The sequence below is a fragment of the Streptomyces sp. ASQP_92 genome (genome assembly GCF_025399895.1).
Taxonomy (GTDB): Bacteria; Actinomycetota; Actinomycetes; order Streptomycetales; family Streptomycetaceae; genus Streptomyces.
On the sequence record NZ_JAODUA010000004.1, the window covers coordinates 406,369 to 427,625 of the forward strand.

At 70.4% G+C, this 21,257-nt stretch carries 21 protein-coding genes and 1 pseudogene; 18 read left to right on the forward strand and 4 right to left on the reverse strand.

Annotated elements, in window-relative coordinates:
- Positions 1-41: 41 nt before the first annotated feature.
- Positions 42-1,265 (reverse strand): MFS transporter, encoded by a 1,224-nt coding sequence (locus N4G70_RS13850; protein WP_261712899.1) that lies wholly within the window; start codon positions 1,263-1,265, stop codon positions 42-44.
- Positions 1,262-2,491, reverse strand: coding sequence for an acetyl-CoA carboxylase biotin carboxylase subunit family protein (locus N4G70_RS13855; protein WP_261712900.1), 1,230 nt, complete (start codon positions 2,489-2,491; stop codon positions 1,262-1,264). Before N4G70_RS13855 ends, N4G70_RS13850 begins: the two co-directional genes overlap by 4 nt.
- Positions 2,492-2,811: 320 nt before the next feature.
- On the opposite strand from N4G70_RS13855, the gene N4G70_RS13860 reads away from it, so the two are divergent.
- The 18 genes from N4G70_RS13860 (at position 2,812) to N4G70_RS13945 (ending at position 19,695) form a co-directional block, all read left to right on the forward strand.
- Positions 2,812-2,967, forward strand: coding sequence for a hypothetical protein (locus N4G70_RS13860; protein ID WP_261712901.1), 156 nt, complete (start codon positions 2,812-2,814; stop codon positions 2,965-2,967).
- A gap of 106 nt (positions 2,968-3,073) precedes the next feature.
- Positions 3,074-4,276 (forward strand): helix-turn-helix transcriptional regulator, encoded by a 1,203-nt coding sequence (locus N4G70_RS13865; protein ID WP_261712902.1) that lies wholly within the window; start codon positions 3,074-3,076, stop codon positions 4,274-4,276.
- Between the two features lie 70 nt (positions 4,277-4,346).
- Entirely contained in the window at positions 4,347-4,529 is a 183-nt protein-coding gene (locus tag N4G70_RS13870) for a hypothetical protein (RefSeq protein WP_261712903.1), read from the forward strand.
- 28 nt (positions 4,530-4,557) lie between these two features.
- A complete protein-coding gene (locus tag N4G70_RS13875; RefSeq protein WP_261712904.1) occupies positions 4,558-4,716 on the forward strand; it encodes a hypothetical protein in 159 nt (52 codons plus the stop codon).
- Positions 4,717-5,003: 287 nt separating this feature from the next.
- Complete coding sequence (locus N4G70_RS13880) at positions 5,004-5,843, forward strand: hypothetical protein (RefSeq protein ID WP_261712905.1); 840 nt, start codon at positions 5,004-5,006, stop codon at positions 5,841-5,843.
- 199 nt (positions 5,844-6,042) lie between these two features.
- Positions 6,043-7,365 (forward strand): hypothetical protein, encoded by a 1,323-nt coding sequence (locus N4G70_RS13885; protein WP_261712906.1) that lies wholly within the window; start codon positions 6,043-6,045, stop codon positions 7,363-7,365.
- Positions 7,362-8,573, forward strand: coding sequence for an acetyl-CoA carboxylase biotin carboxylase subunit family protein (locus N4G70_RS13890; RefSeq protein ID WP_261712907.1), 1,212 nt, complete (start codon positions 7,362-7,364; stop codon positions 8,571-8,573). The genes N4G70_RS13885 and N4G70_RS13890 overlap by 4 nt, the downstream gene beginning before the upstream one ends.
- On the forward strand, positions 8,573-9,826 hold the full coding sequence (locus tag N4G70_RS13895) for an acetyl-CoA carboxylase biotin carboxylase subunit family protein (protein WP_261712908.1): 1,254 nt from the start codon (positions 8,573-8,575) through the stop codon (positions 9,824-9,826). Before N4G70_RS13890 ends, N4G70_RS13895 begins: the two co-directional genes overlap by 1 nt.
- 88 nt (positions 9,827-9,914) lie before the next feature.
- Positions 9,915-11,486: an ABC transporter substrate-binding protein gene (locus N4G70_RS13900; RefSeq protein ID WP_261712909.1), complete on the forward strand. Its 1,572-nt coding sequence runs from the start codon at positions 9,915-9,917 to the stop codon at positions 11,484-11,486.
- Positions 11,483-12,847 (forward strand): cation:proton antiporter, encoded by a 1,365-nt coding sequence (locus tag N4G70_RS13905; RefSeq protein WP_261712910.1) that lies wholly within the window; start codon positions 11,483-11,485, stop codon positions 12,845-12,847. The genes N4G70_RS13900 and N4G70_RS13905 overlap by 4 nt, the downstream gene beginning before the upstream one ends.
- Positions 12,848-12,986: 139 nt before the next feature.
- The gene (locus N4G70_RS13910; protein ID WP_261712911.1) at positions 12,987-13,778 is read left to right on the forward strand and encodes an aminoglycoside N(3)-acetyltransferase; all 792 of its coding nucleotides are present in this window, start codon (positions 12,987-12,989) and stop codon (positions 13,776-13,778) included.
- 298 nt (positions 13,779-14,076) lie between these two features.
- Positions 14,077-14,241 carry a DUF5993 family protein gene (locus N4G70_RS13915; RefSeq protein WP_261712912.1) on the forward strand — a complete coding sequence of 55 codons (165 nt, stop codon included), beginning with the start codon at positions 14,077-14,079 and terminating at the stop codon, positions 14,239-14,241.
- Positions 14,242-14,254: 13 nt separating this feature from the next.
- Complete coding sequence (locus tag N4G70_RS13920) at positions 14,255-14,923, forward strand: disulfide bond formation protein B (protein WP_399035370.1); 669 nt, start codon at positions 14,255-14,257, stop codon at positions 14,921-14,923.
- Between the two features lie 250 nt (positions 14,924-15,173).
- On the forward strand, positions 15,174-15,779 hold the full coding sequence (locus N4G70_RS13925; protein ID WP_261712913.1) for a hypothetical protein: 606 nt from the start codon (positions 15,174-15,176) through the stop codon (positions 15,777-15,779).
- 190 nt (positions 15,780-15,969) lie between these two features.
- Complete coding sequence (locus N4G70_RS13930; RefSeq protein WP_261712914.1) at positions 15,970-17,163, forward strand: M23 family metallopeptidase; 1,194 nt, start codon at positions 15,970-15,972, stop codon at positions 17,161-17,163.
- A 376-nt stretch (positions 17,164-17,539) separates the two neighbouring features.
- A complete protein-coding gene (locus tag N4G70_RS13935) occupies positions 17,540-18,409 on the forward strand; it encodes an alpha/beta fold hydrolase (protein WP_261712938.1) in 870 nt (289 codons plus the stop codon).
- A 242-nt stretch (positions 18,410-18,651) separates the two neighbouring features.
- The gene (locus tag N4G70_RS13940; RefSeq protein WP_261712915.1) at positions 18,652-19,074 is read left to right on the forward strand and encodes a MarR family winged helix-turn-helix transcriptional regulator; all 423 of its coding nucleotides are present in this window, start codon (positions 18,652-18,654) and stop codon (positions 19,072-19,074) included.
- 153 nt (positions 19,075-19,227) lie between these two features.
- Entirely contained in the window at positions 19,228-19,695 is a 468-nt protein-coding gene (locus N4G70_RS13945) for a MarR family transcriptional regulator (protein WP_261712916.1), read from the forward strand.
- 56 nt (positions 19,696-19,751) lie between these two features.
- Here N4G70_RS13945 and N4G70_RS13950 read toward each other — a convergent pair whose 3' ends face one another.
- Both N4G70_RS13950 and N4G70_RS13955 read right to left on the reverse strand, forming a co-directional pair.
- Complete coding sequence (locus N4G70_RS13950) at positions 19,752-20,951, reverse strand: PP2C family protein-serine/threonine phosphatase (protein ID WP_261712917.1); 1,200 nt, start codon at positions 20,949-20,951, stop codon at positions 19,752-19,754.
- 143 nt (positions 20,952-21,094) lie between these two features.
- Positions 21,095-21,257, reverse strand: a pseudogene (locus tag N4G70_RS13955) (phosphatase); the annotation flags it as partial.

The following is a 21,257-nucleotide window of genomic DNA, read 5'->3' on the forward strand; positions in this document are numbered from 1 at the left end:
CATCCGTGCCGCGTCGCCCGCCGGGCCTCGATCGGCGCGCGTCAGCTCCGCAGGGCCCTGCGGGTCAGGGCCGGGGTAATGGCTCCGGCGGCGAGCATGAGGGTGCCAAGGAGGAGCCAGCCGGGCCAACCCCACGTGAGGCAGAGCCAGGTGACGATCGCGGAGGAAACGACGCGACCGAGCTCCGTGCCGGTGGTGTACGTCCCGAAGTACTCGCCCCGCGCGTCTTCGGGGGCCAGGGTCAGGGCGAGCTCGTAACTCGCTGTTCCCTGAAGGATTTCACCGAAGGTGTAGCTGATCACCGCCCCGACGAGCAGGGCCGCGGACAGTGCGACCGGCAGCGCTCCGAGTGCGGCGATGACGGCGAAGGCGACGAGAAAGGCGAGGCCGGCACGGGGCATGAGGCGTGCGGCCCTGCCCGGGGTGTCGACCTTCTTCGCGACACGTACCTGAAGGAGCACCACGAGCAGCGTGTTGACGGGGATCAGCGCCGCGACGAGCCAGTGGGGCAGGGCGGTCCGGCTGTAGATCCAGAGAGGGAGCACGAGGGAGAGAACGGGGTACTGCAGCATCATGATCGTGCTGACGGCGGTAACTCCCAGGTAGGGAAGGTCCTTTACGGCTCGCCGCTTGTGGTGCGCCCCGGCACCTGTCGGGACGGTGCGGGGGAGGCGGAGGGCCATGAGTCCGCAGCAGAGGAACGAAAGCGCGTTGCCCAGGACCAGCAGGGGATAGAGAGGTCGGTGGTCGGCCGCGATGGCCAGCCCGCCGACGGCTCCGCCGAGGGTGATGCCGATGTTGGCGGCGGAACGCAGGTGTGCGCGCAGGACGGCGGCACGGCCGGTCGCGAGGGCCTGGATGAGGGGACCGCGGGCGACGCTGGTGGAGGTGGCGGCGAGCCCGGCGACGAGGATGAGAGCGAGGAACTGCCCCATCGTGCGGACCCTGGTGAGCGCGCACATCCCGGCGGCCTCCACGAGCAGGGCGGTGGCGTAGATGTCGCGGGGCCCGAGGCGGTCGCAGAGCCTTCCGACGAAGGGGCCGACGAGCAGACCGGTGAGCCCGCCGAGGGACAGGCCGAGGCCGACCTGGGTGGCCGGCAGACCGATGTACCGTACAAAAAAGATCGCGCTGCTGGTGATGTACATCCCGGTGCCCACGGTGTTGATCAGGATCGCCCAGTAGAGCGTCCGGCCGGGTCCCGGCGGAGGGAGAAACCCGGTGCCGTCCCGGGTGCCGGGTGTGGGGGCGGTGGCGGTGCTCATGCGTCGGCCGTGGTGGCGAGGGCGGTGTCGTGGAACCAGGCCGCCAGGCTCTGTGCGTTCCGGGCGACGTGCTGTTCGCTGTCGCCGGCCAGTACCGCCCAGGCCACTCGCTGATTGGAGCTGACGGCGGGGTCGGGTATGACGCGGGAACCCTTGAGGTCGAGTCCGGCGGCGACACATCCGGGCCGGCTCTCCAGCGCGTCCAGCGAGGGGAGGCGTACGGGCCGGCCGGCTTCCGCCTGGAGGTGGACCCAGCCGTGGTTGCGGGAGTGCGGCTCGGGCGTCGGCGAGGACGGCTGACCGGTGATGGTACGGGCCCACTCGGCGAGCAGGTCGGTGCCGAAGGCGTGGATCAGGGTGTCCTGGACGACGCCGCCGCCGATGCGCCCGGCGCATTCGCTGAAGACGAGTTCCCCGTCGCGCTGGAAGGCTTCGAGGTGGAAGACGCCGTCGCGCAGCCGCAGGGCCGCGAGCGCGTCCCGGGTGAGGGATCGGGCTTGCTGGTAGCAGGCGGCCTCGGTGCGGGGGTGGAGGGTGACCGAGCCGACGAGTCCACCGGTCTTGATGTCGATGACGTTGTTGAGGTAGCGGGAGACGGCGAGGAAGGTGAGGTCTCCCTCGCGGACGATGCCGTCGATGTGCAGTTCGCGTCCGTCGATGAACTCCTCGACGAGCCAAGGGCCTTGGAGCCCCTCGCCCTCCGCGGTGAGCGCCTCCAGCTGGGCGCGGGTCCGTACCGCATGGGTGTTGTAGGTGCCCGCGCCCGCGAGGGGTTTGACGACGAACGGAAGCGGGGGCGTGTCCCCGAGGAGGTCGTCGAGGCGGTCCACCACGTGGCAGGCCGCGGTGGGCAGCCCGGCGTCCCGGACGAGTCTCTTCTGTACGTACTTGTCGCGCAGAGCCACGGCGGTGTCGACGGGCAGCCCCCGGGTGTCGCCGTGGGCGGCGAGCAGGGCTGCGGTGACGAGGGCGAACTCGCGCATGGTGTGGATCGCGGCGAAGTCCGCGGGGGCGAGACCCTCCCGGGCGAGGCCGGCCAGCACGTCTTCGGCGCTGTTGCTGTCCGGGACGACGATGAGGTCGGCCCGCGGGACGTGGGCGGGGACGCGGTAGAGCTCGGCGGAGGAGACGGCGCTGATGACGCGGCGCCCGGCCTGGCGCAGCGCGTCCACGGCCTTGAAGTGCCAGCCGACCATCAGTACGTCGTTGGGTGCGCGCCGGGGCATGGCTCGACCTCCAGTAGGGGTGTGGGTGGTGAGGGGTGTTCCGGCACGGCGGGGGCGGGCCGCGCCGTGCCGCAAGGCCTCGATGGACGAGCCACGAGGCGGTCGGGACAGGCACCGGCCGGGGGGTGCACAACCGCAATCCCTCAACAAGTTGTTGAAAAACTAGGCCCTCTGACAAACCTTGTCAACGTCCTTGCCAACGGCGTCCGGGCTGGCTTAGCGTCACTCCCGCACTCCCCCGGCGACCCGCCGCAGCGTGGAGTCATCGCACCCCGCGGCACCGGATCGCCGGCCCCGCGCAGCACACAAGGAACAAGCACATGAAGATCTGGACCAGATTTGCCCTGCTCATCGGCGGCACCACCTGCGCGGCGCTCGGCCTCCTCGCCGTCACCGTCCCGGCACCGCAGGCGACCGCGACCGCCGCCGCCCCGGAGGTCGTATCCCCCACGCCGCTCAACATCGAGTGGCCGTAGGAAGGTACGAATCCGCGTCCACCTGCTGGGTAGCCTTTGACGAAATTGGTATTGACTTGACAAGCTACCCAGACAGGGAATGACACGCGTACCTAGGGCAGGGGACATGCTCGAACAGCCGTTGTTCGGCCGCCGGTTGCGGCAGCTGCGACAGCAGCAGGGAAAGGCTCAGACCGAACTGGCAGGTCCGGGCATGTCCGCCGCGTACTTGTCCCGTCTGGAATCGGGGCACCGTCCGCCCACCAAACGGGCCGTGGCGTACCTGGCCGAGCGGTTGCAGGTGCCCATCGAGGCGTTCGGCGTGAACAAGCCGGCCAGCTTGGTGGATGTCCTGGCGACGGCCCAGGTGTCCACCGGAGCCGATCACGACCTGCGCCAACAGCTGGCGGCCGCGCTGGACGCGGCTCTCAACGTCGACCCCGGGTTGCGCTGGCAGGCTCACGCCCGCCTCGCCACTCTCGGAGCGGCCGAGGGGGACCGGGAGGCCGAGCAGTCCCATGTGGAGGCCCTCGTCGCCGTCAGTGACGAACTGGGCCATGCGGCACTCCAGGTGCATTCCCGGCTCCGGCTCGCGCGCAGCCTGCGCGGTCGGGGTGAGCTGGTCGAGGCCCGGGCCACGGCCCGAGAGGGGCTGGAGCTGGGCCATCGCGCGGCACTGACCAGTCCCGATGTCACCCGCTGCAAACTGCTGCTCGCCTCGGCCACCGCCGAACTCGGCGACCTGGCCGAGGCGGCCCGCCTCAGCGAGGAGATCTGCGCCGAGCTCCGGGGCCGCCGCGGCCCACTGGCCGCCGAAGCCCTGTGGACCGCGGCCACGCTGGCGAGCCGCAAGGGCATGACGGATCGTTCGTCGACGCTCATGGGTGAGGCCATCGACGCCCTGGACAGCCGGGAAGACCTGCTGTTGTGGATGCGGTTGCGGCTCGCCGCCGCCGCGCTCGCCCTGCGCGGCGGCCCGCCGGATCTCTTGCGCGCCGAGCGCTACCTCACCCAGGTGCGCCCGGCGCTCGACCTGGTGGGCAGCCCGCTGCACGAACAGGAATACGCCTTCCTGCGGGCCCAACTCGCTTACGGAAAGGGCCACTTCGACGATGCGGCGGCCCTGTGCGAGGCGGCCTGGGAGGGCCGGGACCACCTGACCTTCCGCGACCGGGTGCGCCTGGAGATGCTCAACGAGCAGATCCGCAGCAAGCAGTCCGGCACCTGGGACCAGGCCCGGCTCGCCGAGCTCGCCACCGAGGCCCAGGAGCGCGGCATTCTCGACCTGGCCGCGGAGATCTGGCGCGCCCTCGCGGAAATCCGCCCCTGACCCAACTTCACTCGCCGTCCGCGCCACACCGCGGTCAGCACAAGAATGACAAGAATGAGGAGCGACCCCGGTGCCGCATCCTTTCGGCTATCAAAAACGCATCGATGGCTCCGTGCTCATCACTCGCGGATGCCGTCCGATGTCCGTGGTGAAGGAAAAGGAGAAAGTCTCCGCGTTCCTTTCCGATCTGGCGCGGGAAAACCCGCAGCAGGTGATGGCCCGCTGGGTTTCCGTCCTGCCCCGGATCGGATGAACCGACCCATCGATCGAGGAGGTCACGCATGCCCTCACAGCAACGCCACGACCTGGGCCGAGCGCCGTCTCCGCTGGAGACATACGAGCTGGAGAACCCGCCGGCCCAGGACTTCCACTCTCCTAGGGACGACCAGGGCCACAGCACCTGGGACATCCCCGCACCCCCCGCGGCGCACGGCGTCTGACCGTTCGTCCGGTGCATCACCGGACCCTTTCCGCAGCCCACGGAAAAAGACCTCAACAATTTGTTGACCCGGCTGCACCTTTATGATTTCGTAGAGCTCATCAGGGAGATCAACTCCCGATCGGGAAGCGGAATGCCAAGCATTCGGATCGCTTCTCCTCTCATTTCGACATGACGCCGCATCGCGGAAATCTGTCGCATTCACTCCCCCGGGACAGCCCTTTCGTGCGCCTTTTCGCGCCCTGTCCCGTGGTGTGTTCCCTTTTCTCAGAAGGAGAAATCCGTCTCATGACTGTCATGGACCACGCCGTCGACACCATCGCCGCGACTCGTCTGGCCGCCCAGAACCTCGTCGCCCAGGGCAACACCCCCGCCGCGTACGTCGACAGCGTGAAGGTCGCCGAGATCAACCACACGCTCGCCGCCAACACGCCGTCGATCGGCCAGGCACTGGACGCGGCCAAGCGGCAGTACTCCGCCGAGCACTACGCCCGCACCTCCGCACTGCTTCCGGCCAGTCTCGTCGCCCTGCTGCGGGCCGAGGCCCGCAAGCTCGCGGACCTCAACACCCGCCGCATCGACATCACGGTGCCGGTCACCGGCAACACCCCGCGCCGCCTCGGCAGCCTGCCGAACCAGCTCTTCCAGGAGCACAGCGAGCTGTTCACCGCGCTGTACCACTCCACCGAGTTCCGCGCCCTGCTCTCGTCCGTGGTCGGTACGCCGATCCTGGACGCCACGTTCGAGGACGAGAAGATCACCGGCACCCACCAGAACCGCGCGGGCGACACCCACGGATGGCACTGGGGCGACCACGAGTTCGCGTTCATCTTCATCGCCGAGGCCCCGGCCATCGAGCACGGCGGCATGCTCCAGTCCTGCCCGCACACGCTGTGGGACAAGAGCAACCCCGCCGTCCACGAGAAGCTCGCCGAGGGCACGGTCCGCACCTACTACCACGGCGCGGGCGAGTCCTACATCTTCAAGACCGACACCAGCCTGCACCGCACGGTCCCGATCCAGACCGAAGGCGTCGAGCGCATCATCATCAACCTCACCTTCGCCAGCCTGAAGGACTGGCTCGACGAGAAGTCGTACGAGACCACCAACGCCGTCTACACCGACTGATCGAAGCTCCCCGGCCGGCCGTCCGCCTGGATGCCGCACCGTCCCGGCGGCCGCCGCCGCTTCTCAGCGCCCCCGATGGATCCCCTGGGGACCACCTCGCCCGCCGCCCCCGCACCCGCGCGGCCGGCGGGCCGCGCCACGAGCGCCGCCCGCTTCCGCCCGGCGGCGCCTGCTGTCCCACCAAGCGACAAGGCCCATGATGAAGAAGACCGTTCTGTTCGGTAAAGAAAGCGCCTGTACCGAGGACCCCGCCGGTCACGACCTGCGCACCACCCTGGTCCCCGGCGACGTCAAGGCCTATGTGGCCGCCGGGTTCGACGTCGTCGTCCAGAGCGGCCTGGGCCAGGGCATCGGCTACAGCGACGTCCAGTACGAGATGGAGGGCGCGCGCGTCGAGGCAGGCCCGCACTGCTATGCCGGCAAGGATCTGGTGATCAAGCTGAAGGGGCCCGCCCCCGAGGAGATCGCCCAACTCACGCCGCGCACCACGCTGTTGACGATGGCTCACCTGTACTGCTTCCCGGACCGCAAGCAGCAGCTCGCCGACCGCGAGGCCCGCGTGATCAGCATGGAGAACGTGGCCAAGCCCAACGATCCCGCCCCCCGTTTCCTCGACGGCATCCGGGCCGGCTCCGTGCCCAGCCGGGAGGAGCTCGGCGAGCGGCCCCGCGTCCACGTCCTGGACTCGGCCGACCAGGACTATGTCAACGGCCTCCAGCGCGCCCTGATGCGGTACGGGCGTGCGCCGCTCGACGTCGTACGGCTGAGTGAGGACAAGGAACCCGCGCAGTCACCGGGCCACCACTCCGCGGACATCTGCGTCACCGCGTCCGGTGCCTTCATGCGCGCCGCGGACGGCACCACCGTCGATCTGACCAAGGCCGCCGCCTCGATCGGCGACGAGGGCGGTCTGCTCGCCGAGGAGACCACGAAAACCGCCCGCGCGGTCGGCCAGACCCGCCAGGTCGGCATCGCCGGCGCCCGCTACGGCCTGGGCCTCTACCGCAAGCTCCACGGGAGCACCCCGAAGGTCATCGTGCTGGGATACGGCAACGTCTCCCAGGGGGCGATGGAGCTGCTGCGCGACGAAGGCGTGGACTTCACCGTCCTCGGCCGCGACCAGACCGGCCCCGAGCAACTGCCCGGCTGGCTCGGGGGCGCCCAGTTGATCATCAACGGCGCCGAGACCCCGGGCTCCAGCGGCTACATCATCACCAACGAGCACGCGGACCACGCCATCGCGGTCGGCTCCGTGGTCATCGACCTCATCGGCGGCTCGCCCTATCGGCGCTCCCCCGTCGAGCCGTTCCTCTGGACGACGTTCCTGCCGGAGATCCACTTCGAGCGGAACGGCCGCTACTTCGCCGGTCTGTGGGCGTGGGACATGTACTACTCGATGCACGACACGACCGTGAACTACAGCAGGATGATCAAGGACATCTTCACCCGGTCCCCGCGCTACGCGGCCTCCCTGGACGACTTCGTCGCCGACTACGCCTACGCACAGCAGCTGGGGGCATGATGGCCACCGGCATCGCCCTCATGCGGCACCCCCTGACACAGTTTTCCTTCGCCCCGCTCTCCGGTCACCTGGACATGTGGCTGCTGTGCCACGAAGCGAAGAGTCAGGTGCACTCCGCAGCCACCGGCATCCCCGCCGAACGGGTCCGGGTGTACGAGGGCTACGACACCAACAACCGGGTCGAGTACGACGCCGCCCACCTCATCGAGACCACCGACTGTCGCGGCATCGTCGCGCTCTCCGAGGTCGACGTCCTGCGCGCGGCCCAACTGCGCACCGCCTACGGCCTGCCGGGCCTGTCCTACGAGACGGCGCTGCTCTTCCGGGACAAGGTCCTCATGAAGCACACGCTGGGGGCGGCCGGTGTCCGTGTCCCGGCCTTCCTGCCCGTGGACACCGGTCATGACCTGCGCCGTGCCGCGACGGACTTCGGCTTCCCGTTCGTGGTCAAGCCGCGTACCGGTGGCGGGTCGGTCGGGGCCCGCGTCGTCCGCGACGAAACGCAGCTCCTGCGGATGCTCGAAGCGGGCATCGGAGCCAACTTCTACACTCCGGCCCACCTGGAGGCGGAGGAGTTCATCGCCGGGGACATCTACCAGGTCGACGGGCTCGTCCTGGACGGCCGCATCACGCTCGGAACCGTCAGCTGGCACCGTTCGGACATCCTCGACTTCACCACCCCCACGTCCAGCCGCATGATCGACCAGAGCGGTGAAAAGGCCGTCGTGCTGCGCGAGTTCGCCGCCACCGTAGTGCGCGAACTCGGCCTGCTCCGGCCCGGCGCCCACAGCTACTTCCACTGCGAGATCTTCGACTCGCCGCAGGGGCCGGTGCTGTGCGAGGTCGCGGCTCGCCCCGGCGGGCTGGGCATCGTGGACCAGTTGGACGCCTACTTCGGGGTCAACACGTTCGACCTGCTGCTCACCGCCGAGTTCGAGCTGCCCACCCCGGCCCTGCCCGACCTGCGCACCGACGGTCTGGTGGGCTGGGTGGCCGTACCGCGCGGCGGTGACATCGCCCGGCTCAAAACGGTCATCCCTCAGTCGAACTGGGTCGGTGAACGGCGCTACGGGCACAGCGCGGCCGCGGACCGCCGCTCCTCCTCCGCCGACTTCGACGGAGCGGTCATCGTGCGCGGCGCCACCGAGGCCGAGCTCGACGGCCTCCTGGACGAGGCCACCACGCGCCTGGCCACGGTGGAGGCGTGATGGCCAAGGACACCGTCCTGGTCCTGACCGGCTACAACCTGCAGTCCATCCCGGTGGTGCAGTGGTTGTCCGACCGCTTCCAGGTCCTCCTGATCGCCTCCCGCAACGCGACCAACCAGCTCCAGTACCCGGCCTTCCTGGACGGCGTGGGGCAGGCGACACGGTGGCGCTGGGTCGACGACCTGTTCAACGACTACGCCGCCGTCGAGCAAGCCCTGGCCTGGCACGAGGAGTTCGGCATCCGCCATGTCGTCTGCCTGGACGAGAAGGGCCTCATCTGCGCGGCCCACCTGCGCGCCCTGCTGGACGTCCCCAGCGGCCAGCAGGTGGAATCCGCGCTCGCCTTCCGCCACAAGGACCGCATGTACCGGGCGGCGTCCGCCGCCTTCCCGGTTCCCGAACACCGGGTGGCCACCTGCGCGTTCTCCGTCAAGGACGCCGTCGCGGAGCTGGGCCTGCCGGTCGTCGTCAAACCGACCGACGGCGCGGCCTCCCGCGACACCTTCGTCCTGTCCACACCAACCGACCTGGACGACTGGCTCCGCTGCCACCCCGTGACCCTGAACGGCCCCGTTCTCGTGCAGCGCTTCGTGGACGCCGACCTGTTCCACGTCGACGGTCTCACCTCGGGCGGCGCGGTCCACGCGGCGACGGTGTCCCGCTACAGCGGCAGCACCCTGGGCTACCAGGACGCCCGTGCCCTGACCTCCACCCTGGTCGACCCGGACAGCGCCGAACACGCCCTGCTGACCGACAGCGCCCGCCGGGTACTGGCCGCACTGCCCGACACCGGGGGCAGCGCCTTCCACGCCGAGTTCTTCCTGTCCGCCGACGGCGAGGTCCACCTGTGCGAGATCGCCGCGCGGGCCGGCGGCGGCGCGATCGTGCCCTGCCACCAACGGGCCACCGGGATCAACCTGTTCAGGGCCCATGCCCTGCTCCAGTGCGGCCTCGGCGAGGAGGTGCTGGCCGACACGCGGCGGGTCACCCCCTCCGGGCGCTTCGGCTTCTACCTGGAGTACGCGCCCCGGGGCCGGCTCCTGGGCGTGCCCGAGCGATGCGAGGTGCCAGGGGTCCTCGAATACAGCGTCCTGGGCCGGATGGGCCAGGCCTACGACGGGCCCACCTCCAGCGTGGATGTCCTGCGCGAGTTCGTCATCGCCGTACCCGACGACGTCCGCGCCGCCGACACGTACCGGGCCATCGCCGAATGGTGCGCCCACACCCGCACCCTGGCCCCCGGCCCGGCCTGACCCGCGCAGATGGCAGGGGCTTCCCGCTCGGCCGCCCCTGCCCCCGCAGGCCCCCCGCCCAACAGCCCCACCGAAGGACGTTCCGACCATGCCCGTCTCCCCCGCCCCGCTGATCACCGTGAACGGTGGTGAACCGCAAAACGGGCTCGTGCCGACCAACACCATCGACGGCTACGGCGGCCGTGTCATCGACCTGATCTTCACGGGCCTGTACGTCTACGGCATCGACGGCGAACCGCGCCCGGCCATGCTCGAACACCTCCACACCGAGGACCACCGCCGCTTCACCGTCACCCTGCGACGCGGCTGGCGCTTCACCGACGGCTCCCCCGTCACCGCGCACAGCTATGTCGACGCCTGGAACTTCGGCGCGCTCGCCACCAACAAGCAGCTGCGATCCCAGGCGTTCGCTCCCATCCAGGGATACGACCTGGTGGCACAGGACCAGCCACGCGCCCGGACCCTGAACGGACTGCGGGTCGTGGACGACCACACCTTCACCATCGAACTCACCGAACCCAACATCGACTTCGTCCTCGCGCTGGGCTCGGCCCCCTTCAAGCCCCTGCCACAAGCGTTCTTCGCCATGCCGACCGAGGCCTTCGGGCAGTGCCCCATCGGCAACGGCCCGTACCTGATGGCCGGACCCACCGCCTGGCAGCACGACCGCCACATCGACCTGCTCGCCAACCCCTCCTACCCCGGGCCCGACGCCGCCCGCAACACCGGCATCTCCATCCGCTTCCCGCGCACCATCGAGGATTCCTACCAGGACCTGCTCGCCGGGCGGTTGGACGTCCTGGACCAGATCCCGGACACCGCTCTGGCGACCTGGCGCGACGACCTCGGCGAGCGGGCGATGCGCAAGCCCGCCGCCCTCAACAAGTCACTGGCGGTCCCCTACCACCTGCCGCACTTCCACGGCGAAGAAGGACGGCTGCGCCGGGCCGCGATCTCCCTGGCCATCGACCGCCACCACCTGACCACGCGTCTCTTCCACGCGACTCGACTGCCCTCTCAGGACTTCACGGCGCAAAGCCTTCCCGGCTTCAGCGCGGGCCTCCCCGGCAGCGACGTCCTGCGCCACGACCCCGAAGCCGCCCGCGAGTTGTGGGCACGGGCCGAGGAGTTCGCCCCCTATCGCGGCACCTTCGAGATCGCACACAACCAGGACGGTGCCCACGACCTGTGGATCGACCTGATGGGCCAACAAATCGCCGGCACCCTCGGCATCGACGTCCGCGCCGTCGCCTTCCCGACCTTCAAGCAGATCCGGGACCGAGCGGTCGCCAAGACCCTGGCCTGCGCGTTCCGCAAGGGCTGGCGAGGTGGCCATCCCTCCCAGATCGACTTCCTCGAGCCGATGTTCTCGTCCGCCGGCGCCGCCAACGACACCGGCTACCGCAATCCGGACTTCGACCGGGCCCTGGCCGCCGCCAAGCGGGCCACCGACCTCGCCGCCTGCCACACCCTCACCGCCCGCGCGCAACAGATCCTCCTCGCGGACCTGCCGGTCATTCCGCTGTGGGACTACGTGGCCATCGGCGGCCACGGCCCGGACGTGCGGGCCGAGTTCACGTGGAACGGGCTGCCCGACTACCCCAACATCACCCGTCGCACGGCCCCCGCCCCGCGCACCCACGTGGACGGGGCCTCATGACCAGCGATCCCGCTCTCGTCCTACTCGACCTCGCCCTCATTCTGCTGACCGGGGCGCTGCTCAAACCCGTCATGCGGAAGCTGCGGCAGCCTGCCGTGATCGCCGAGATCCTGGGCGGCATCGCACTCGGCCCCAGCCTGCTCGGCCTGCTCCCCGGCGACCTGCCCGCCCTGCTCTTCCCCGCCTCGGCCCGGACCGGGCTCTCCGCCATCGCACAGGTCGCCATCGCGCTGTTCATGTTCCTCATCGGCTGGGAAGTCGACCTCGGCCGGATGCGCACCCGCACCAGCGAGGTCCTGCGCACCTCGCTCGCCGCGATCGTCGTGCCGTTCGCGGCGGGCACGGGCCTGGCGTGCTGGCTCTTCACCCACCACTCGCACGTCGACGGAGACCGGGTCGGGCTCGCGGCCTTCGTCCTGTTCGTCGGCACCGCCATGGCCATCACCGCCTTCCCCGTGCTGGCCCGCATCATCGTGGACCACGAACTCCAGCGGACCCCGGTCGGGATGCTCGCCCTGGCCAGCGCGGCAGTCGGCGATCTGCTCGCGTGGTGCATGCTGGTACTCGTCTCGGCCGTGGCGGCCTCCGCAGGGCTTGGCCAACTCGGCACCGTCCTCGCCCTGTCCCTCCTCTTCGGCGCCGTACTCGCCCTCGTCGGGCGTCCCCTGCTGCGCTACGCGACCGACCACATGACGCGCACGGCCGGCCGCGCCTCCTATCTGCTGCCCCTGATCGGTGCCGGGCTGCTGACAGCGGGCTACACCGCCCACGAGATCGGTCTCGACGCCATTTTCGGCGCGTTCGCCTTCGGCCTGATCATGCCGCGCGGCAGCCGCACCGCCGCACTCCACACCCGGATCGCCGTCCCGCTCAAGCACATCACGGACCTGCTCCTTCCGGTCTTCTTCATCACCACCGGCCTCTCCGTCGACCTGGCTCGGCTCGGCAGCACGGGTCTGATCGAGGTCGCCGCCATCATCGCCGTGGCCTGCCTCGGCAAACTCGGCGGCACCGTCGGCGCGGCCCGTACCCTGGGCATGTCCTGGCGAGACTCCACCACCCTGGGCTTCCTGATGAACACCCGAGGCCTGACCGAGTTGATCATCCTTAACGCCGGTATGCGCCTGGGCATCCTGGACCAGCAGATGTTCACCATGATGGTCTGCATGGCCATCGTCACCACCGGCATGGCCGGCTACTTCATCCCACGCCCCGCGCCCCCGGCGGCACCCCCGCCCAGCGACGACGCATCACCCTCGCGTCCGGCCCCCCAGCCGGCGGCCTGCACCGACTCACCGCGCTCGCGCCCGGCCGCCCGGCCCACGGCGCCCCCGGCCGCCTCCGCGTCCACCCGCTCGTGATCATCCGCCCGCACCCTGGCAGGATGCCGCTGCGCGCGGCGATCCAGGCGCGCCCTCGCCACCGGCTCGCCGGCGCGCACAAGGCCCTGCCCTCCTCCCCGCGCCTCGGCCACCCGCCCCGGAGCAAGAAGAAGGACTCATGTCGACCCCTCCCCTGAACCAGACCCGCCTGCGCGACGAATTCCGGGCGCTCGGCCTGCGCGAGGGCGCCACCGTCATCGTGCACGCCTCGCTCTCCGCCTTCGGCCGCGTCGACGGCGGAGCGCACGCCGTCGTCCACGCGCTCCTGGACTGCCTCACTCCCACCGGCACCCTGGTCGTGCCGACCTTCACACCCGAGATCAGCGACCCCCACCCCCACGCCTGCGACCCCAACGACCTCAAGGTCGCCGAAGCACGCGAGCAGATCCCCCTCTTCCACGAGCACACGCCCACCTCGATGGGCGCGATACCCAGCGCGGTCCTCGCCCACCCCGACCGGTTGCGCGGCGCCCACCCCCAGACGTCCGTCGCCGCCATCGGACCCCACGCGCACGCCGTCACCCACGACCAGCCCCTCGCCTACGCCCTCGGCGACCGGTCCCCCTTCGACACCCTCCACGAGCTGGACGCCGACATCCTGCTGCTCGGCGTCGGCCACAACCGCAACTCCTTCCTCCACTACGCCGAGTCCCGCGTCCCCCACCACCGCCGCAAACTCCGCCGCTTCCCCTACCACCTGGGCGGCCGACGCCTGTGGGTGGAGGCCCCCGACGTCGGCGACGACAACGGCACCCACTTCCCGCGCATCGGCGAGGAGTTCACCGCCACGGGCGCCGTCCGCATGCGCACCGTAGGCCAGGCCGCCTGTCACCTGATGAACAGCCTCGCCCTCACGCAGTACGCCACCGCCCGCCTGACGGAACTCCTGCCCGCGCCCGTCACGCGGTGACCGCCCGGGGGCCCGATGCGGCGACGCGGCGTAAGGCATCAACTGGCCCCGTTCCAGGGCGACTTGTACGCATCTGCCGTAGACCCGCCACCGTATGGCGCTCGCGGGCCACAGCCCTGGAGCCCGAAGGCGGCGACGGAGTTCATCACCTCGGGGGACCCGCCCGACCGTGGCCCGGCTCCGGCCGTCGGAACCTCGCCCGGCGGAGACGCCCTCCACACCCTGTCGGGCGCCGTCGGCCACCTGTCCGAGCGCGGCGCAGCCTCGGCCGCGTATCCGAAATGTACGGTTCGCGGTTATGGACACCATCATCTTCGCGGGCCTGCTGGGCGCGTTGGTGGCGATCTGGCAGGAGCGCTCCCGCGCCGTGGTTCTGGGCGTCTGGGCCGTCGTCACCGTGCTGACCGCCGTGCTGCTCAACCATCACGTCACCAGTTCTCTGGGGTTGGGGCTGAGTTACTGACATGGCAGAGGCGATGACACCTTCGAGCGAGCCCGGTCGCCCTTCCGGACCTCCTGCCGAACCCCCTGCCGATCGACGCCCCCTCCGGTTTCCCGTCCTCGGACAACTGCAGTTCTGGTTCGCGTGCTTCTTCGCGGTGGGCTGGACCGGCGTCGTGTGCGCCGGTCTCGGCGTGCAGTTCGTGAGCTGGGACTATCCCTGTCCGCTGTGCATGATCCAGCGCATGTTCATGCTGCTCGCCGCGCTCGGGGCCTGTTGCATCGTGCGCCGCGGCATGGCGGGCGCCATCACGGGACGCGACTACATGACGGGCTGGGGACTGGCGCTGATCGCCGTCATCGGGGGCGCCTTCACGTCCTGGCGCCAGACCATGCTGCACATCCTTCCCGGCGACAAGGGCTACGGCGATCCCGTACTCGGCCTGCACATGTACGTATGGGCCTGGATCCTGTTCATCGCGTCCGTGGTCGCCATCGGCGTCGTCATGGCCCTCGCCCACCTCACCACCGAGTACGCCATCCCCGCGTCGCCGCAGCGAGCGGCGGGACATCTGGTGCTCGGCTTCGTCGGGCTGATCACGGCGGTGAACCTGGTCAGCGTGTTCTTCGAGGAGGGCTTCCACTGGTTCCTGCCGGACGACCCGACCCGCTACCAGTTCTTCTACGACCTCGGCGTCCTCTGACACCTCACCGGGCGGGGGTCGGCCGAACTCGCCATCGCGCAGGCGTTTTTGAAGCGATGATCGGGCAACTCGCAGGCAGAACACCTCGGTTACGCCCGGACACGAGCCTGTCGACGGACGGCCGGCGACGCTGTTGTCCCGCACGACCGGTCGTGCGGCGGGGGCCTCGCCGCCGCTCCCGCGAGTTCGACCGCCGCACCGACCGGTCGGCGGCTCTCATCGGTGTCATCGTCGGAACAGGAGCACGTTCATGCGTCTCTACGCCCAGACCCCGGCGCGCCGGAGTCGTCAGCTCGTCGCGGACCTCGTCGCGCTGCTCCTGATCGCGATCACGGTGAAGATCGCCCTGGTCGTCCGTGACGCGATCCTGACGCTGGCCGAGCCGGGCCGCAAGGCCCAGAGCGCGGGCGACAGCCTCGCGTCCGGCCTGCACGACGCCGGCAACGCGGCCTCCAAGGTCCCCTTCGTGGGGGACTCGTTGAAGAAGCCGCTCCAGTCCGCCGCCGACGCCGGAACCGGCCTCTCCGAAGCGGGACAGTCGCTCCAGGACACCGTGGGCCATGTCGCCACCCTGGCCGCGGTCGTCCTGATCCTGCTCCCGACCGCGTTCATCCTCGTGGTGTGGCTCCTTCCGCGGATGCGCTGGATCCGGCGCACCGCCACCACCCGCCGTCTTCTCGACTCCCCCGGCGGCGCCGACCTCCTCGCCCTGCGCGCGCTCACCGGCCCCCAACGGCCCCTGGCCGCGATCCCGACCCCGCCGGGCGGTCTGGCCGACGCCTGGCGGCGCGGCGACCCGGACGTCATCGCCGATCTGTCGACCCTGACGCTCCGGCGAGCAGGACTGCGTCCGTGACCGGCAACGGTGCGGTGCGGCGAGGGCGAGGCAGCCACTGACAAAAGCCACCATCCCCAACTTGGCTGCCCGGTCCCGGACATGACCGCGTGACCAGGGCCGATCCGCACAACCTCACCGTCGATCCGATCGTCTTCCCCCCGGCGACAGCGCTCGCTCTCGCCGCCGACCAGGGGAAGACCACCGCACAGTGACGTCGATATCTCAGCCCGACCGCGCCGGGGCGGCCCGCGCGCTCGAACGTTTCCTTCTCGCCGACCCCGAGCGGTGGCCCGAGTTGGCACCCGACGTCGTGGCCGCGGTGGGCCAGGAGCGGCTGCACAGGATCCTCGCGGCGACCAGCGAACGGGTCGGCGGCTTCACCGGGGTCGCGGAGAGCCCCGAGGGGCTGCTGATCGAGGGACCGGTCGGCCGCGTTCTCGCCTTCGCCCGGGTGGACTCCGCCGGGAACCTTGTCGGCCTTCTCGTCGCCCCGGGCCTGCACAGGCGTCCCCGGTTGCGCGTCCCACTCCGGCCCGGGGCGCGGGGCGCCCTGGCGTGCGTCGCGTCGTGCGTGGTCCTGACCGTGCGCGTCGTGGCCTGCTGGCGCGCCCCGTCCATGACGGCCTGGTGCACCGATGTCTCGGTGGTGAGCATCGGCTATCTGCTGTGGAAGGGGTTCTACGCGCCGGCCCGCGTGGCGCAGTGGTGTCGCGGGGCCGTTGAGGCGGCCGCGCTCGTGACGCTGGCGTCCGTCTGGCGGGTTCCCGGCCTCCCCCTCGGCCACCACGACCTCTCCTTCGTGATCGGTCTCGTGCTCCTGGTGGCATGCGCCGGATATCTGGTGCGAGCACGCCGCCACCGCTGGGGCGCGCCGCTGTCCGCGCCCCTGGAATTCCCCCTGCGAGAGGGAACGTGGCTCGTCCTCCAGGGCGGCGGCTCCGGCCTCAACCACCATGCGTCCCACCCTGAGCAGCGCGGGGCGCTCGATGTCGTCGGCACCGGAGCGAGCGGGTCCCGCGTCGGCCGGGGCGCCGCCCCGGAGGCGTACCGGATCTACGGCGCGAAGCTGTACGCCCCCTGCGACGGGCGGGTGGTGGCCGCCGTCGACGGCTACGCGGACCAGGTCCCCGGCACGATTCGCTACGAACCGCCTTACGGCAACCACGTGTTCATCGACACGGGCAGCGAGGTCGTCAAGCTCGCGCATCTACGGCCGGGCAGCGTCACGGTGTCCACCGGGGACCGGGTACGGGCCGGCCAACCGATCGGCGAGGTGGGCAACTCCGGCAACACCACCGAACCGCACCTGCACCTCCACGCCGAACGCGACGGCCTGGGCCTGGACCTACGCTTCACCGGCGTCCCCGGCCCCCTGCACCGCGGCCGCACCCTTCGCACCTGACCCCGCCCGTCGCCCCGGTACTGATCGGTGCCGGCCATCGCCTGTTCGGCGAGCTGCTCCAGGACGTTCCGCTGCGCCTGGACTCGGTGGCCGATGTCGGCGGCGGTTTCGCGCAGCTGCGTTACACCGTGGAGAAGTGACAGCACGTCTCGGCCCATCCCCCGGATGCGCAAAGCCAGCCCTCGCAGCCGTCCCACAACCGCCGTTATTTGCACGGCAGTTGTGTCTACGACGTCCCGGTCGCGGGCAGGAGCAGGAGCATGCTGTGCCGGTGGGACGCGCGGCACACGTCATGAGCCGACAGCCGACGGGGGTTGTCGGCCGCGCGATGGGCGACATCGTGACCGTGTGGTGACGAGGACGAAAGGTGGGGGCCTTGTTCGAGGGCTTCGAGACCGGTCGGGTGGAGCTCGATGAGGCGTCGATCTTGGTTCGTCACGGCGGAGAGGGGCCGCCGGTGGTGCTGCTGCACGGCCATCCCCGGACCTCCGCGACCTGGCATCGCGTCGCCCCGCTCCTCGTCGAACGCGGTTTCACCGTGGTCTGCCCCGACCTGCGTGGGTACGGCCGGTCCACCGGTCCGGCGCCCACCGCGGACCACTCCGGGTACTCCAAGCGGGCCGTCGCCGCAGACGTGGCCGAGGTGATGCGCTCCCTCGGCCACACCCGGTTCGGGCTCGTCGGGCACGATCGCGGGGGCTGCGTGGCGCTGCGTCTCGCACTCGACCACCCCGACGCGGTCTCGCGCGTCGCGCTGATCGACTGCCTGCCTCTGAGCGAGCATCTGTCCCGCGCCACCGCCGATTTCGCCACGCGGTGGTGGCACTGGTTCTTCTTCGCCCAGCCGGACATCCCCGAGCGGGTCATCAACGCCGATCCGGACAGCTGGTACCACGGCGACCCACAGAGCATGGGCCACGAGAACTACGAGGAGTGGCGCTCGGCCACGCGCAACCCCGATGTGGTGCGGGCGATGCTGGAGGACTACCGGGCCGGCCTCACCGTCGACCGGCGGCACGAGGAGGAGGACCGCGCCGCCGGGACCCGGATCCAGTGCCCGGCCCAGATCCTCTGGTCGCTCCGGGACGACCTCGAAGACCTGTACGGGGACCCCTTGGCGATCTGGCGCGAATGGGCCCCCGACGTGCGTGGGCACGGCATCGACGCCGGACACCACGTGGCCGAGGAGGCACCGGAGGCGCTGGCGTCCTGCCTCGCGGGATTCTTCGGTGGACGGCTCGACTGAGGCGATCGCGCATGCTCGGGCGCCCGCCGCCTCGTGCACCCGGAGGAACATTCGCATACGAAAGATGGCGTCAACAGGCATAACTTCGTCAGACAGGGCACATTCCATGGTGACCGTCCAGGACGCGGCGGCCCGGGGTGAACGCCGGCCTCTAGGGGGATGCGCACCCGTTCAATGGGAGTGACGGCCACATGGACCGTACGGAATCTGGTGACGATTCCCTCGATGCCCTCGCCCGGCAGGTGTCTGAACAGGCAGAAGCCCTGGTGGCGACCTGGATCGAGGCTGAGCGGACAGCCGTGCCCCGCCTGTCCGGTCTGCAACTCCAGGCCTTGCTGATCACCTATCGGTCGCCGGGGATCAATCTCACCGGGATGGCGGAACAGGTGGGTGCCGCGCCTCCCACGGTCAGCAGGCTCTGCGACCGGCTGGAAGCGGCAGGGCTCCTCGTCCGCCACCGTGCCACGACCAGCCGCCGCGAGATCGGGCTCACCCTGACCGCCCACGGGTACGAGATGCTGGCCGCCCTGACAGAGCGCCGTTTCCTGGCCGTCCGCCGGGTGCTCCAGCACGTCCCGGCCGCCCAGCGCGAAGCACTCCTCGCGGGCCTGCGGGCGTTCTCCGAAGCGACGGAACCGGCGACCGGGGGCGGACCGGACCTCTGAGGTTCCACCCGCACCTTCTCGGCGACAGACGCCGTCCAGCACCGGGAAGATCACCCCTTGCCCTCAACCGCACTTGAGGTCATACGGTCTCCGCATGACCCGCACCGCACAGCGCGCGGGCCGCATGCCAACGCCACCGGAAAGGGGCCTCCCATGACGACCCAGCAGCTCTTGGACGCCGAACTCGCGGGCCAGCCGGCCGCGTACTGGACCGGTGTCGCTTATGAGGCGCTCATCGCGTACACCAGGGCCCAGCAGGCCGAAAAGGGCTACACCCAGCCGCAGTTCTGGCTGTTGCGCAACCTGTCGGTGAACGACATCTCGCCCGACGGCGAGGGGATGACCCTGCCGGAGCTACGCGAGGCGATGGCCTCCTACATCCGGCCCGAGGACGATCTGGCGGCGGAGGCCGAGGTGCTCCTGGAGCGCGGCTGGCTGAACCGGGACGCCGAAGGCCGGCTGTGGCTCACCCAGGAGGGCGAGCAGGCCCGCGTCGACCTGGCTCGCAACGCCCCGGCGATCCGCGCCGCCCTCCACGAGGGCATCGACGACGCGGATTACGTCACCACGGTGAAGGTGCTCCAGCGGCTGATCCGCAACGCGGGCGGGACGGCCGCCTGAGGGCAGCGCTCGGCGGGGACGCCTCCGAGTCGCCGAGCCCCGCACGTCGCCGGTGGTCACGCCGCCGGGGAGGGGCGTCCTCTCCAGTCCAGGCAGACCACGGCCGCATCGGACGGCAGGTCCGCCCCGCCGTGGTACTGCATCAGCCCGTCGACGACGGCGCGCGCCGTTTCATGGGTGGACGCGCTACGGGTGGCGGCGATGGTTTCGCGCAGGGCTTGTTCGCCGAAGGCGCTGGTGTCGGCCCGCTGGGCGGCGTGGACACCGCTGCTCACGATGACGAGGCGATCGCCGGGTTCGAGAGTGAACTGTTCCGCCCGGTACTCGGTCTCCTCGAACATGCCCAACGGCAACTGGGCGTCGAGCGGGACCTGTTCGACCGTACTGTCGCGAAGACGGAAGAGCTGGGGAGAGCCGGCGTCCACGACGTGCGCGAGGCCGGTCGCCAGGTCGATGCGGAGCAGCAGCGTGGGGGCGGACAGTCTGCCGCCGTACTCTCCGTAGACCGCCTGGTCGGCGAGGCAGGCCTGGTCTTCGAGGGAGATGCCGGCTCTGCGGGCGTTGCGCAGGGCGTTGACGGTGAGGTTGGTCAGCAGCGCCGCCTGGATGCCGTGCCCCTGTCCGTCGGTGACGGTGAGGGTCAGCGTGTCGTCGGTGACGGTCCAGTCGAAGTTGTCGCCGCCCACCGCGTAGGCGGGCTCCAGGTGTGCGCCGAGCGTGAACTCATCGCGGCTGAAGCCCCGACCGGGCAGGAGCTGCCACTGCATCTCCGCGGCGAGCGTGAGTCTCTTGCGGCGCCTGGCCTGGAGGTAGAGGTCGGTGTCTCGCTCCGCGACGAGCAGTTCGTGGCCCAGTGCGGTGGCGAAGGCCGCGAGTTCCAGCACGCCCGCCGCGCCCCGCGTGGCGTGCTCGGGCAGGTGCACCGAGAGGATGCCGAGCCGGTCGCCCCGGACGGTGATGGGCAGGTGGACGACGACCAGGCCGGGATCGCCGGTGACCTCGATGACGGGTGCTCCGGCGGTGAAGGCGCGGCCCGCGGCTCCTCCGTCGCGGACTTCCGTCGCCTCACCGGTGCAGGGCAGGTGCGTCACCGGCTGCAATATGGTGAGTCCGTAGTCCGCCAGCAGGAGTTGTACGTGGTCGGCCTGGGCATGCGTGGCGAGCAGCGAACGGGCCGTGGACACGAGCGCCGTCGGCGGTGCCGCCCGCAGGGCGCTCTCGGCCACGCCCAGCCAGGTTGACGATTCCTTGTTCATGGCCTTCTTTCCGCACCACCGTGGGCGGCGAGCTCGGACGAGCGGCTCCAGCCCCCGCCAGCCTGTGCTGACCGTACCCTCATCTCGCTCCCCGTGGGAGAACAGTCCACATTCGTACACGCCGGGGGCTCACCCGACCCGGTTCACTCGGTGTTCTGGCGGCCGTGCCAGTCGAGGCAGACGACCATGGCGTCGTCGTCGGCTTCGATGGGGCCGCGGTGTCCGGCGAGTTCTTGGAGGACGGCTCGGGGGACTTGGGAGGCGGGCAGGAGTCGTGTGCTGGTGAGGGCGCGTACGAGGGCTTTT